Origin of the sequence: Saccharopolyspora sp. NPDC000359 (assembly GCF_040300525.1) — a bacterium.
Taxonomy (GTDB): Bacteria; Actinomycetota; Actinomycetes; order Mycobacteriales; family Pseudonocardiaceae; genus Saccharopolyspora.
In genome coordinates this window covers 45,725-59,542 of sequence record NZ_JBEPDU010000030.1, presented here as the reverse complement: position 1 = coordinate 59,542, position 13,818 = coordinate 45,725, and the positions used below count along the sequence as shown (strand labels likewise).

Here is a 13,818-nt window from a genome sequence, read left to right as displayed (position 1 = left end):
TCAGGGCTACTGCGCGGTGTTGGTGGCGGCGATCCTGGCAGTTGTGACGAAGATGGTGGGCGCCCCGCGGGCGGTGTTGTGGCCGGGGTTGGTGGTGACCGCTGCGGCGGTCGTGGTGTCGATGGCGGTCGCGGGTGTGGTGCCGGCGGTGAGTGCGCTGACGGTGGCGGTCGTGGTGGGCATCGTGGTGGGGAACGTGCCGGGGTTGCCGGTGGTGGTGCGGGCTGGTGTTGCCTGGTCGATGAGGAGGTTGTTGCGGGCTGGTGTGGTGTTGCTGGGGTTGCAGCTGTCGGTGGCGCAGGTGCTGGGGTTGGGGGTGGGCACGGTGGTGGCGGTGCTGCTGGTCGTGGTGCTGACCTTCGCGGGCACGGTGGTGTGTGGTCGGTGGTTGGGGGTGTCGCGGGGTTTGTCGGTGCTGGTGGCGACGGGGTTCGCGATCTGCGGGGCGTCGGCGGTGGCGGCGGTGGAGAGCGTGGTGGACCGGGAGGACGAGGACGTGGCCACCAGCGTGGCGATGGTGACGGTGTTCGGGACGGTGTCGATGCTGGGGCTGCCGGTGTTGTTGGCGGCGTTGGGGTTGTCGGCGGAGCAGGTGGGGCGGATCGCCGGGGGCAGTGTGCACGAGGTGGCTCAGGTGGTCGCGGCGGCGTCTCCGGCGGGGGCGGCGGCGGTGGCGATCGCGGTGGTGGTCAAGCTCAGCCGCGTGGTGCTGCTGGCGCCGATGGTGGCGCTGGTCAGCTTGGTGGAGCGGCGGCACCGCTGTGGTGGTGGGCAGCGGCCGCCGATCATGCCGCTGTTCGTGCTGGGGTTCCTGGCCGCGGTGGCGGTGCGCAGCTGCGGTGTGCTGCCGGAGGTGGTGCTCGATGGTGCCAAGCAGCTGACCACGGTGTTGTTGACCGGTGCGTTGTTCGCCCTGGGGTTCGGTGTGCGGATCGGGGCGTTGGTGCGCAACGGGCCGAAGGCGTTTGTCCTGGGTTCCTGTTCGACGGTGTTGGTGACGGTGGTGGGCATTGCCAGCATGCTGGTGCTCGCCTGATCTGGTGGCAGGGCCGCCCGCGGGTTGCCCTGCCACCAGTGCGGGGTTCAGCGCGGGGCGCGTTGCCAGGGGCGGGCTTGTTCGAAGGCGTGGGCGGCGCGCAGGACGGTGGCGTCGGCGTGGCGTGGGCCGACGATCTGCAGGCCGATGGGCAGACCGTCGCTGGTCTGTCCACAGGGGACGCTCGCGGCTGGTTGCTGGGTCATGTTGAACGGGTAGGTCAGTGGTGTCCAGCTGGTCCAGCGCGGTTCGGTCGATCCGGGTGGGACCTCGCAGCCGGCTTCGAACGGTGGGATCGGCACGGTTGGGGTCAGCAGCAGGTCGTAGGTCTGGTGGAAGGCGCCCATCCGCTGGCCGAGCAGCATGCGGGTGTTGGTGGCCTCCAGGTAGTCCTGCGCCGAGTAGGTCAGGCCCTGCTGGCAGATCTCGCGCAGCCCGGGGTCGAGCAGTTCGCGCTGCTCGGCGGTGAGGTGCTCGATCGACTTGGCCGCCCCGGCGAACCACAGGACGTGGAAGTCGGCCACCGGGTCGGTGATGCCCGGGTCGGTTTGCTCGACCACCGCGCCGAGGTCTGCGAAGACCCGTGCGGCGTCGGTGACGGCCCGGGCGATCTCCGGGTGCACCGCGATGTCGAAGCCGAGGTCGAGGCTGACGGCGATGCGCAGCCCGTGCACTCCGGCGGCCAGGGCGTCCACGAAGGACGCGGTCGGCGGTTCCAGCGCGGACCAGTCGCGGGCGTCGGGCCCGGAGAGCACGTCGAGCATCAGGGCGGTCTCGGTGACGGTGGTGGTCATCGGCCCGGCATGGGCGAGGGTGCCGTAGGGGCTGGCGGGGTAGTGGGGGATCCGGCCGTAGGTGGCTTTGAGCGCGACGATGCCGCAGAACGCGGCGGGGATGCGCACGGATCCGCCGCCGTCGGTGCCGATGGCCAGCGGCGCCATGCCCGTGGCGACGGCCGCGGCCGCGCCGCCGCTGGAGCCGCCCGCGGTGCGGGTGGGGTCCCAGGGGTTGCGGGTGATGCCGGTCAGCGGGCTGTCGGTGACGCCCTTCCACGCCAGTTCCGGGGTGGTGGTCTTGCCGACGAAGACGGCGTTGTGCTCCCGCAACCGGGCCACGGTGGGGGCGTCGACGGTCCAGCGCTGGTGGGGGTCGGTGGTGCGGGAGCCGCGCAGTGTCGGCCAGTGCTGGGTGAGGAAGATGTCCTTGATGGAGGTCGGCACGCCGTCGAGGTGTCCGGCGGGTTCGCCGCGCTGCCAGCGCTGTTCGGAGGCGCGGGCCTGCTGCAGCGCTCGGTCGCCGTCGACCAGGCAGTAGGCGTTGACGGTCGGGTCGGCCTCGGTGATGCGCTGCAGGACGGCCTCGGTGGCTTCCACCGGGGACAGCTCGCCGTGGGCGTAGGCGGCGAGCAGTTCGGGAGCCGTGAGGTCGGCGGGCTGGGTGTCGGCCATTCAGTTCTCCGTTCCGCTGATGTATCCCCGCTGCTTGTCCACGACGTTGGTCAGCGGCGCGCCCTCGGTGAAGGCGCGCAGGTTGGTCAGGAACAGGTCGACGAGCTCGTCGACCCAGCCGACGGTGTCGCCGGACATGTGCGGGGAGACCAGCACTCCGGGCATCTCCCACAGCGGGGAGCTGGGCGGCAGCGGTTCGGTCTCGAAGACGTCCAGCGCGGCCCCGGCCAGCTTGCCGGCGCGCAGCGCGGCGACGAGGTCGGCCTCGACGACCAGTTCGCCGCGGGCGACGTTGATCAGGCGCGCTCCCGGGCGGCAGTGCGCGAGGACCTCGGCGTCGACGAGTCCCTTGGTCTTCTCGGTCAGCGGTGCGGCCAGCACGACGTAGTCGAAGGCGCCGATGACGTGGGCGAGGTCGTCGGAGGTGTGCACGTCGCCGAAGTCGGGGTCGTCGGCGCGGGCGGTGCGTCCGGCGCCGGAGACCCGCAGTCCGGCGGCGGTGAGCTGGCGGGCGATGGCGCGTCCGATCGGCCCGGTGCCCACCACCAGCGCGGACTTGCCGGCGATGCGTTCGGTGACGCGGTGCTGCCACTGCTTGCGGTCCTGCAGCCGCAGGGTGGTGTGCATGTCCTTGGCGAAGGTGAGCACGGTGCCCAGGACGTACTCGGCCATCGGCTGGTCGAAGACGCCGCGGGAGTTGGTCAGCACCACCTCGGAGTCGCGCAGCGCGGGGAACAGCAGCCGGTCGACCCCGGCGCTGGCGGCGTGGATCCAGCGCAGGGAGTCGGCGTGCGGCCAGGCGTCGGCGATCGCTTCGGAGCGGAAGTTCCATACGAACAGCGCGTCCGCACCGACGAGCGCGGTGGGCAGCTCGTGCGGTTCGGCGTAGCGGAGGTCGGCGCTGGCTCCGATGCGCGCCAGCTCCGCGGGCGGGTTCCCGCCGTGCAGGGCCACGACGGTGGGAGTGCGGTTGATCATGTGCCGACCTTAGGGGCTGGTGGGGCGGGACGAGTGGTTGCGGCGTGGCGTGTTCTGGGCGGATTTCCCGCCGAGAACTGGGAAAACACACTCGGGCGGAGGCATTGACACGCTATGAAGCGCTCGTAGGATTGTCAACAATCCACGGGTACCCTCGGCCGACGAGGTGATTCCCGCCCAACCCCCCGGGCGGGACCGGAGGAGATGCGCCAACAACCCCCACTCCTTGCGAACGGAAAGATCACGATGCCCAGGTACCTGTCGATCACGCTGGAAAAGCGCGGTGTGTCCTGCGTGGCTGAACTGCTGGACAAGGACGCCCCCCGGACCTGCGAGGCGGTGTGGCAGGCGCTCCCGCAGGTCGGGCCGGTGCACCACGCCAAGTACGCCCGCAACGAGATCTACACGATGGTGCCGCGGTTCGCCGCGGAGGAACCCGGTCAGGAGAACCCCACGGTCACCCCGATCCCCGGCGACGTCGTCTACTTCTCCTTCCCCGGTGGGATGCTCGACCGGGAGTTCAAGGAGGAGAAGGGCATCCACGAGCTGCCCGGGGTGATCGACCTGGCGATCTTCTACGGGCGCAACAACCTGCTGCTCAACGGTGACGTGGGCTGGGTGCCCGGCAACGTCTACGCCACGATCGTCGACGGCCTGGACCGGATGGCCGAGGCGTGCAACGACGTCTGGCGCTCGGGCAGCGTCGGCGAAACCCTGCGCTACGACCGCTTCGAGAGTTGACGGGAGCGCCCGACATGCCGCCTGACTTCCTCGGGGCGGTGTCCGGCCCGCAGCCGCAGCGCGGCGTGGGCGTGATCGCTCCGTTCGACCTGGCGCTGGACCGCGAGCTGTGGCGGTGGACCCCAGCGGAGGTGTCGCTGTACCTGACGCGCACCGCGTTCGTGCCGGTGCCGGTGACCGTCGAGCAGGCCAACCTGGTCTCCGACGAGGCGGCGGTGCACAGCGCGACCCGCGACCTGCTGGTGCCGGAGCCGGAGGTGGTGGCCTACGCCTGCACCTCCGGCAGCTTCGTCAACGGGGCCACCGGGGAGCGCACGCTGGTCGAGGTGATGCTGCAGGCCGGTGCCCCGGCTGCGGTGACCGCCTCGGGTGCGCTGGTGCAGGCGCTGCAGCTGCTGGGCATCAGCCGGATCTCGGTGGCCACGCCCTACGTCACCAGCGTCACCGACCGGCTGCGCGACTTCCTCGACGAGTACGGCATCGAGGTGGTCGCCAGCGTCGGGCTGGGGCTGCTCGGCCAGATCTGGAAGGTCGACTACCGGCAGGTGGTGGACATCGTGCGCTCGGCCGACCGGCCGGAAGCCGAGGCGATGTTCGTCAGCTGCACCAACCTGCCCACCTACGACATCATCGGCCCGCTGGAGCGGGAGCTGGGCAAGCCGGTGCTCACCGCCAACCAGGTCACCCTCTGGGCGGCGCTGCGGCTGATGGGGCTGCGGGCCGTGGCCTCCGAGCAGCGGTTGTTGCAGGCCGTGGACGCGCCTGCCGCGTAAAGAACGAGTCACGAGCACGCGATCGCGGCGAACCGTGCGGTAACATTGTCAACAATCGACCGGTCGCCTGATGGTTCGCGGCGGTGGCAATCCGACGTCGACAAGGATGGAGCACCTCGTGCCGCACACCGCAGGGATTCTCTACCCCGGCTACAGCGCCGAAGACGACTACCCCACCCTCGAACGCCTGCTCGGCGACGACGTCCGCCTGCCGTTGGTGCACACCCTCATGCGCGAGGACGCCCACCGGGTGGACGCGCTGCTGGACATCGGCTCGGAGCAGGTGCTGGCCGACGGGGCGCGGGAGTTGCTGTCGCGTGGCGTGCAGTCGGTGATCTGGGCGTGCACCTCGGGCAGCTTCGTCTTCGGCTGGCAGGGCGCGCGGGAGCAGGTGGAGAAGTTGCAGGCCGTCACCGGCCTGCCCACCTCGAGCACCTCGTTCGCCTTCGTGCACGCCGCGGCCCAGCTGGGGTTGCGGCGGGTCGCGGTGGCCGCGACCTACCCGGCCGACGTGGCCGCGAAGTTCGAGGAGTTCCTGCGGGCCGCCGACCTGGAGGTGGTGCGGTTGTCCAGCCGGGGCATCGTCACCGCCGCCGAGGTGGGCACGCTCGAGCGCGCCGAGGTGCTGTCCTTCGCCGCGGCCAACGACGACGACCGGGCCGATGCGCTGCTGATGCCGGACACCGCGCTGCACACCGCGGCGTGGCTGGAGGAGCTGGAGGAGGAGCTCGGCAAACCCGTGCTCACCGCCAACCAGGTCAGCGCCTGGGAGGCGCTGCGGCTGGCCGGTGCCCAGCAGGCGCGCGACGGATTGGGAGAGCTGTTCCGCAGTGGAACAGGCGGGGAGCGCAGTGCCTCCCCGGGTTGAGGAGATGGTGTCAGGTGCTCGGGACCGACGAGCAGAACCAGCAACCGGGTGAGTTAGAGCCGGTGCAGCGCAAGTCGACCGCGGCGATCGTGGCTGATCAGCTGCGGGCGGCGATCATGTACGGGTCGCTGCCCCCGGGCAGCCAGCTGGGCGAGGCCGAGCTGGCTGCCCGGCTCGGGGTGAGCCGGGGCCCGCTGCGGGAGGCGATGCAGCGGTTGGTCGCCGAAGGGCTGCTGCGCAGCGAGCCGCACCGCGGGTTGTTCGTGATGGACCTCGACGCGGCCGATGTCCAGGACATCTACCTGGCGCGGCTGGCGGTGGAGCGCGCCGCGTGCGAGCAGATCGTGCGCCACCACCGGGTGGAGGCGGTGGCGGAGCTGACCGCGGCCCAGAGCCGGATGGTCGCCGCCGCGGGCAAGGGCGACCCGATAGAGCTGGCCGATGCCGACCAGGAGTTCCACGAAACCCTGGTGCGGGTCTCGGGCAGTGCCCGGCTGCAGCGGATGGCGCAGACCCTGCTGGTGGAGAAGCGGATGTGCCTGACGGCGTTGCAGGACAAGTACCACGCCGACGTCCAGGCGCTGGTTGACGAGCACAGGGGCCTGGTGGACGCCATCGAGGCAGGTGACGAGGAGCTGCTGCTCAACCGCCTGCAGGCCCACATGACTGATGCCCTGGAGCGCCTCAACGGCTCCATGGCCAGCTGACCCGCCGCCGCTGTCGGCGTGCTGGGCTGCGGCACGCCGACAGCGCGTTCCGGTGGTGCCGAGTTGCCCGGGGAGGTCAGGTCTGCGACCTGCCCGGGCAACTTCCGGTCACAGGCCGCCGATGGCGATGTACTTGGTCTCCAGGAACTCGTCGATGCCGACCTTGCCGCCCTCCCGGCCCAGGCCGGAGTGCTTGACCCCGCCGAAGGGCGCCGCCGGGTTGGACACGATGCCCTGGTTGAGGCCGACCATGCCGCTCTCCAGCGCCTCCGACACCCGCAGGGCGCGCTGCAGGTCGCGGGTGTAGAGGTAGCTGACCAGGCCGTACTCGGTGTCGTTTGCCTGGGCGATGACCGCCTGCTCGTCGGTGAAGGTGGTGATCGGGGCGACCGGGCCGAAGATCTCCTCCCGGCTCATCCGGGCCTGCACCGGCACGTTGGCCAGCACCGTGGGCCGGTAGAAGTAGCCGTCGCCGTCGGCGGCCCCGCCGCCGGTGACGACCTCGGCGCCGTGCTGGAGGGCGTCGTCGACCAGCTCGGTGACCTTGTTCAGCTGGGCGTCGTCGATCAGCGGTCCCACCTGCACCTCGTCGGTGACGCCGCGGCCGATCCGCAGGCCCGCCATCCGCTCGGCCAGCCGCCGGGAGAACTCCTGGGCGACGTCGGCGTGCACGTAGAACCGGTTGGCCGCGGTGCAGGCCTCGCCGACGTTGCGCATCTTGGCCAGCATCGCGCCGTCGACGGCGGCGTCGAGGTCGGCGTCGGCGAAGACCAGGAACGGCGCGTTGCCGCCCAGTTCCATCGACACCCGCAGCACCTGGTCGGCGGACTGCTCGATGAGCTTGCGGCCCACCGCGGTGGAGCCGGTGAACGACAGCTTGCGGGCGCGGCCGTCGCGGATCATCGGTTCCATCAGCTGCCCGGCGCGGCGCGAGGTGACCACGTTGAGCACGCCGTCGGGCAGGCCCGCTTCCTGCAGGATCTCGGCCAGCGCCAGCATCGACAGCGGGGTCTGGTGGGCGGGCTTGATCACCGAGGTGCAGCCGGCGGCGATGGCCGGGCCGATCTTGCGGGTGCCCATCGCCATCGGGAAGTTCCACGGGGTGATCAGCAGCGCCGGGCCGACCGGCTGGCGCATCACCAGGAACCGGCCGGACCCGTTGGGGGCCACCGCGTAGTCGCCGCCGATGCGCACCGCCTCCTCGGCGAACCAGCGGAAGAACTCCGCGGCGTAGGTGATCTCGGCGCGCGACTCGGTCAGCGGCTTGCCCATCTCCAGGGTCATCAGCAGCGCCAGGTCCTCGTGCCGGGACATGATCAGCTCGTAGGCGCGGCGCAGGACCTCGCCGCGCTCGCGCGGCGGGTGCTTGGCCCAGCTCGGCTGCGCCTCGGCGGCCGCGGCGAGCGCGGCCAGCCCGTCCTCGGGGGAGGCATCAGCCACCGAGCACAGCGCCCGGCCGGTGGAGGGGTCCTCCACCTCGTAGCTGCGGTCGGCGGTGGCCGGGCGCCACTTGCCGCCGATGAGCAGCTGCTTGGGGGCGGCCTCGACGACGGTGGCCTCGCGGGGGTGCTGTTCGGTGGAAATGCTCATGGCGGTGCGAACCCTTCCGGCTCGGACGGTGGACAGCGACGCTCGGTGATGGTTGCATGACACCCGAGATTGTCGACAATCCTACATTTTCACGACGCTTGGAGTCGATCATGGCTGAGCTCTCGCCGGCGCTCAAGCAGGCCACGCCGGTCCTGGCCGCCCGCGGCGAAGGGATCCACCTCTACGACGAGCAGGGCCGGCGGTACCTGGACTTCACCGCCGGGATCGGGGTCACCAGCACCGGGCACTGCCACCCGCGCGTGGTCGAGGCGGCTCAGCGCCAGGTGGGTACCCTGATCCACGGCCAGTACACGACAGTCATGCACCGGCCGCTGCTCGAACTGACCAACCGGCTCGGCGAGGTGCTGCCGGCGGGCCTGGACCGGCTGTTCTACGTCAACTCCGGCAGCGAGGCCGTCGAGGCGGCGGTGCGGCTGGCGCGGCAGGCCACCGGTCGGCAGAACATCGTGGCCATGCAGGGCGGCTTCCACGGCCGCACGATGGGCGCGGGCGCGCTGACCAGCTCCGGCACCAAGGTGCGCGCCGGAATCGGCCCGATGATGCCGGGCGTGGTGTTCACCCCCTTCCCCGAGCCCTACCGGCAGCGCTGCAGCCAGGCCGAGGCGGTGCGCTCCGCGCTGGCCGAGTTCGACCAGCTGCTGGTCACCGTCAGCGCACCGCGCGACACCGCGGCGATCATCGTCGAACCGGTCCTGGGCGAGGGCGGGTACCTGCCGGCTCCCGCGGAGTTCCTCACCGGCCTGCGCGAGCGCGCCGACCGGCACGGCATCCTGCTCATCGTCGACGAGGTGCAGACCGGTGTCGGGCGCACCGGCCGGTTCTGGGGCCACGACCACGCCGCCGTGCGACCGGACATCCTGATCACCGCCAAGGGGTTGGCCAGCGGCTTTCCGATCTCGGCCATCGCCGCCCCGGAGCAGCTGATGAGCCAGGCCTGGCCGGGCTCGCAGGGCGGCACCTACGGCGGCAACGCGGTGGCCGCCGCGGCAGCCATCGCCACCCTCGACGTGGTGCGCGACGAGAAGCTGGTGGACAACGCCGCCGAGCAGGGCCAGCGGCTGTTCGACGGGCTGCGCGGTGTGGCCGCCCAGCACCCGGTGATCGGTGACGTGCGCGGGCTCGGGCTGATGCTGGCCAACGAGTTCACCGCCGAGGACGGCACCCCCGACGCCGCCGCGGCGGCCCGCGCGCACGCGGCCGCCGCCGAACGCGGCCTGCTGCTGCTGACCTGCGGACCGCACGGCAACGTGGTGCGGATGATCCCGCCGCTGATCGTCACCGCCGACCAGGTCGACGAGGCGGTCGGGCTGTGGGGAGAGGCGGTGGCCGCAGCGGTGTGACCAGCGGCCCGAGGTGGCGGGTGTGACGTGGGACTCCCGCCCGCCACCAGCCCAAACGGGCGGGCCTCGGTCACTGTTCGATAGCGGGGGCTGCCCGGCGGTTCCCGGTCTGGAATGCTGCACGCCAACGATCGACGAGCGCGGGCCGCGCCCGCACACGACCGACGCAGGTGTGAGCATGAGCGACTGGTCGGCTGGGCAGCAGCCGAGAGGCCGGAGGCCGCAGGGCGGCGGCTACGACTACTACCGCGGCGCCCGTCGTCCGGACGGGCCACCGCCGGGACGTCGTCCACCGCCGCCCCCGCCACCGCCCCGGCGGGGACACCGGCCGCCGGTGGACGAGGAACCACCGCCCCGCCCGCCGCGCCGCAAGAAGCGGTGGGGTCGGCGCATCGGCATCACGCTGGTCGTGCTGGTGGTGCTGCTGGGTGGCCTGGTGATCTACTTCGACAGCACCCTGCAGCGCACCGCGGCGCTGGACTTCGGTGGCCAGTCCCCGGACTCCTCGGGCACCAACTGGCTGCTGGTCGGCTCGGACAGCCGCGAAGGACTCGACGACGCGCGGCGGGAGGAGCTCTCGGCCGGTGACGCCGGAGGGCGCCGCACCGACAGCATGATGCTGGTGCACATCCCCAGCGGCGGCGGGCAACCCGCGATGGTCAGCCTGCCCCGCGACTCATACGTGTCCATCCCCGGCCACGGCAAGACCAAGCTCAACGCGGCCTTCGCCTTCGGTGGCCCGCAGCTGCTGGCCCAGACCGTGGAGCAGGCCACCGGGGTGCACATCGACCACTACGCCGAGATCGGCTTCGGTGGGTTCGCCGACCTCGTCGACGCCGTGGGCGGGGTGGAGATGTGCCTGGACAAGCCGATGAAGGACGAGATGGCCAACGTCGACCTGCCCGAGGGCTGCCAGACGTTGGACGGACCGGCCGCGCTGGGCTTCGTGCGGGCCCGCTACTCGCTGGACGGTGGCGACCTGGAGCGCGCGGAGAACCAGCGCAAGCTGCTGGGGGCCCTGGTTGACCAGGCCACCAGCCCGGCCACGCTGTTCAACCCGTTCCGGCTGTTCCCGCTGGCCTCGGGCGCGAGCAAGACGTTCCTGGTCGACGACGGCGACCACCTGTGGCACTTGGCGTCGCTGGGGCTGGCGTTGGGCGACATCAGCGGTGGCGAGGGCGTGACCACCAGCGTGCCGTTCGGCCGCTTCGGCCGGGACGCCAACGGTGGCTCGGTGATCGTCTGGGACTCCGACGGCGCCTCGCGGATGTTCGACGCGATCGCCAACGACCAGCCGATCCCACCGGACCTGCTCGGCCAGTGACCGGACACGATGTGGGCCGCCCCCGAACCTCGGGAGCGGCCCACATCGCCGTTGGGAGGGACGATCAGGAGGCGAAGCGCCGCAGCTGCTTGGCGTTGCCGTTGAAGGTGTCCTGCCCACCGGGCAGCGGGCCCTGGTCGCCGTGCTGCCAGATGCTGTGGTAGTCCCACCCGGCTGGCAGCTGGCCGATGTGCTCGGCGTAGCGGGCGATCCACAGCGGGTTGTTCGCGGCGAAGTCGGGGTTGGCACCGGTGCAGCGGTTCCACCAGTCGGTGGTGGTGTAGATGACCGGGAAGCGGCCGGTGCGGGCGTGGTAGGTGTTGGAGAAGTCGGCGATCCAGCGCGACATCGCGGCCGGGTCCAGCCCGTAGCAGCCGTCACCGTAGGGGTTGTACTCGATGTCCAGCGCGCCCGGCAGGGTCCGGCCGTCGCGGTGCCAGCCGCCGCCGTTGTCGACGAAGAAGTTGGCCTGCTGGGCTCCGCTGGAGCGGTCGGGCAGCCCGAAGTGGTAGGCGCCGCGCACCATGCCGACCTGGTGCGAGCCGGTGTACTGCTGGTGGAAGCTGCCGCTGCGGAACCCCGAGCCCTCGGTGGCCTTGACGTAGGCGAAGCGGGCACCGTCGGCCCAGGCCCGCGCCCAGTCCACGTCGCCCTGGTGACCGCTGACGTCCATTCCGGACATCGCCCCCGCGGGCAGCTGCGGGGTGGTGGAGCTGCGGGTGCCGGGCAGGCTGTAGCCGGCCCAGGCGCCGTTGGGGTCCTGCGGGTCGAGCAGCGGGGCGCTGCGGGCGTTCTCGGGCGCGGCCTGGGCGGTCCCGGTGATCAACGCGGCCGCGGTGACCAACGCGGCCAGCAGCCCGGATGTCCTACGTGGACCACCGGTGGACCGGGAACGCCGGTGGTTCTTGCCGAACGAACGTCGCACTGAACTCGCCTCCTCACCGACGCGGAACGTCGATCGGAGCCGGGCCGTTGGACCGGCGGGGGATGAGGATCTTCTGGTGATCGGAGAATAACGCGGCCCCCGGGGCACCGCTGTGCTCCGACGCGCCGATTCGCCGGATTTGCCCGGTGGTTGCAGTCCACAGTGGTGTGGCGTGACGCAGGTCTCCCGACTGGAGAATCGCGCCGCGGTCAGGTAGGTCTCGGGCATGGCACAACGAGCGGGTGGCCCCGGACCGGGGCGGCGCGGGTATCGGCGGCGACCGGATGATCGCGAGTTCGCCGGGGGTGAGCGCGGGGACGAGCAGGCGCTGCGGCAGGAACTGCGGGCCGCGCACGGCGCGAGCTACGGCCGCTACAAGGCCCTGCGGGGCCGGTGGTCCTTCGGCGGGTTCACCCTGGAGGTCCAGAAGGTCCAACCCGACCCCTACGCCCCGGCCAGCCGCTGCGAGGTCCGCGTCGCCGACCCGGTGGCCGGGTTCCCGGCGCAGTTGTGGCGCGGGCCGGTGCGGGCCCGGGCGCTGGCCGGGTACCTGGTGCGGGCCGCGCACCAGCGGCTGCGCGACAGCCGGCTGCGGGTCGACGCCGGTCGCCAGCAGGTGCTGGACCGCTCGGCCTGCCAGGTGGTCGACGGGGAGGTGGTGCTGCGGTTGGGCATCGACCTGCCGGGGCGCGGCCGCACCATCGACGGCCGAGCGGCCGAGCGGGCGCTGTGCGACGAGCTGCCGGAGGTGGTCGAGACCGCGCTGCGCTGGGCCACCGCGGACCAGGCGCGGGTGAGCGAGTTCGTGGAGTCGGTGGAGGACACCGACGCGTTGCGGCGCCAGCTGCCGGAGCTGGGGTTGATCGCGTTCGTCGCCGACGGGGCGGTGCTGCCGCGGCGCAGCGGGGTCGACGAGCGGCCGCTGGTCGACGGGGTGCCCTTCGAGTCGCCGGAGTCGATGCGGGTGGCGGTGGAGCTGCCCAACCGGGGCCGGGTGACCGGGATGGGCGTGCCCGAGGGGATCACACTGGTCGTCGGTGGCGGGTTCCACGGCAAGTCGACGCTGCTGCGGGCGCTGGAGTTCGGCGTCTACGACCACGTGCCCGGTGACGGCCGCGAGCTGGTGGCCTGCCGCGAGGAGACGGTGAAGATCCGCGCCGAGGACGGGCGGCGGGTGCACCGGGTGGACGTCAGCCCGTTCGTCAGCCACCTGCCCACCGGGGCCGACACCACCGACTTCTCCACCGACAACGCCTCCGGCTCGACCTCGCAGGCCGCGGCGATCGTGGAGGCGGTGGAGGCCGGAGCCAAGGTCCTGCTGGTCGACGAGGACACCGCGGCCACCAACCTGATGATCCGGGACGCCCGGATGCAGGAGCTGGTGGCCAAGTCCGCCGAGCCGCTGACGCCGTTCGTGGACCTGATCCGCCCGCTGCGCGCCGCCCACGGGGTGTCCACGGTGCTGGTGATGGGTGGCTCCGGGGACTACGTGGACGTCGCCGACCAGGTGGTGATGCTCGACGCCTACCGCGCGCACGACGTGACCGACCGGGCCAAGCAGTTGGCCGCCCAGCCCACCGGCCGCCACTCCGAGGCCGAGACCTACCCGCCGGTGCGCCACCGGGTGGTGGACCCGCGGTCGATCCCCGCCGAGCGGCCCAAGGTCCGCGCCCGCGGAGTGGACGCGCTGACCCTGGGCGAGTCCACTGTGGAGCTGCGTGGGGTGGAGCAGCTGGTCGACCCCACGCAGGTGACCGGGATCGGGCTGGCGCTGGTCAGCTTGGCGCGGCGCGGGGTGCTCGACGGCTCGCGCACGGTGGCCGAGGTGCTGGAGGTCTTCGCGGCCGAGGTCGCCGAGCGCGGGGTGGCCGCGGTCGACGACCGCCACGTCGGTGACTTCGCGGTGCCGCGCCGCTTCGAGCTGGCCGCGGCGCTGAACCGGCTGCGGGTCCTGCGGGTCTCGGGGTTCCGCAGCTGACCTGCGCTGCGGGGTTTCGCCCGGGGGTGGGGGCGGGCATCATCGGGTTGAGCGGATTTCCCGATTGCTGCCGTGCACCACGTGCGCGG

At 72.0% G+C, this 13,818-nt stretch carries 12 protein-coding genes; 8 read left to right on the top strand and 4 right to left on the bottom strand.

The window, feature by feature from the left end:
• Positions 1-52 precede the first annotated feature (52 nt).
• A complete protein-coding gene (locus ABT324_RS19945; protein WP_351179449.1) occupies positions 53-1,036 on the top strand; it encodes a YeiH family protein in 984 nt (327 codons plus the stop codon).
• 47 nt (positions 1,037-1,083) lie between these two features.
• On the opposite strand, the gene ABT324_RS19940 is transcribed toward ABT324_RS19945, so the two are convergent.
• Positions 1,084-2,484: an amidase gene (locus ABT324_RS19940; RefSeq protein ID WP_351179365.1), complete on the bottom strand. Its 1,401-nt coding sequence runs from the start codon at positions 2,482-2,484 to the stop codon at positions 1,084-1,086.
• Positions 2,485-3,462 (bottom strand): D-2-hydroxyacid dehydrogenase, encoded by a 978-nt coding sequence (locus tag ABT324_RS19935; protein ID WP_351179362.1) that lies wholly within the window; start codon positions 3,460-3,462, stop codon positions 2,485-2,487.
• Positions 3,463-3,708: 246 nt separating this feature from the next.
• On the opposite strand from ABT324_RS19935, the gene ABT324_RS19930 reads away from it, so the two are divergent.
• The 4 genes from ABT324_RS19930 to ABT324_RS19915 all read left to right on the top strand — a co-directional run bounded on the left by ABT324_RS19930 (position 3,709) and on the right by ABT324_RS19915 (position 6,551).
• Entirely contained in the window at positions 3,709-4,203 is a 495-nt protein-coding gene (locus ABT324_RS19930) for a DUF3830 family protein (protein ID WP_351179359.1), read from the top strand.
• Positions 4,204-4,217: 14 nt separating this feature from the next.
• Positions 4,218-4,976: a maleate cis-trans isomerase family protein gene (locus ABT324_RS19925; protein WP_351179356.1), complete on the top strand. Its 759-nt coding sequence runs from the start codon at positions 4,218-4,220 to the stop codon at positions 4,974-4,976.
• Between the two features lie 118 nt (positions 4,977-5,094).
• A complete protein-coding gene (locus ABT324_RS19920) occupies positions 5,095-5,844 on the top strand; it encodes a maleate cis-trans isomerase family protein (protein ID WP_502949770.1) in 750 nt (249 codons plus the stop codon).
• 14 nt (positions 5,845-5,858) lie between these two features.
• Positions 5,859-6,551, top strand: a complete 693-nt coding sequence (locus ABT324_RS19915; protein WP_351179350.1) for a GntR family transcriptional regulator — start codon at positions 5,859-5,861, stop codon at positions 6,549-6,551.
• A gap of 108 nt (positions 6,552-6,659) precedes the next feature.
• Here the strand turns inward: ABT324_RS19915 and ABT324_RS19910 are convergent, their stop codons facing one another.
• Positions 6,660-8,141 (bottom strand): NAD-dependent succinate-semialdehyde dehydrogenase, encoded by a 1,482-nt coding sequence (locus ABT324_RS19910; protein WP_351179347.1) that lies wholly within the window; start codon positions 8,139-8,141, stop codon positions 6,660-6,662.
• Positions 8,142-8,251: 110 nt separating this feature from the next.
• Here ABT324_RS19910 and ABT324_RS19905 point away from each other — a divergent pair, with 110 nt between their 5' ends.
• Both ABT324_RS19905 and ABT324_RS19900 read left to right on the top strand, forming a co-directional pair.
• A complete protein-coding gene (locus ABT324_RS19905; RefSeq protein ID WP_351179342.1) occupies positions 8,252-9,502 on the top strand; it encodes an aspartate aminotransferase family protein in 1,251 nt (416 codons plus the stop codon).
• Between the two features lie 178 nt (positions 9,503-9,680).
• The gene (locus tag ABT324_RS19900; RefSeq protein ID WP_351179339.1) at positions 9,681-10,826 is read left to right on the top strand and encodes an LCP family protein; all 1,146 of its coding nucleotides are present in this window, start codon (positions 9,681-9,683) and stop codon (positions 10,824-10,826) included.
• Between the two features lie 64 nt (positions 10,827-10,890).
• On the opposite strand, the gene ABT324_RS19895 is transcribed toward ABT324_RS19900, so the two are convergent.
• On the bottom strand, positions 10,891-11,670 hold the full coding sequence (locus tag ABT324_RS19895) for a lysozyme (protein WP_502949774.1): 780 nt from the start codon (positions 11,668-11,670) through the stop codon (positions 10,891-10,893).
• Positions 11,671-11,977: 307 nt separating this feature from the next.
• Between ABT324_RS19895 and ABT324_RS19890 the strand changes: the two genes are divergently transcribed.
• Entirely contained in the window at positions 11,978-13,729 is a 1,752-nt protein-coding gene (locus tag ABT324_RS19890; protein ID WP_351179333.1) for an ABC-ATPase domain-containing protein, read from the top strand.
• Positions 13,730-13,818: the final 89 nt, after the last annotated feature.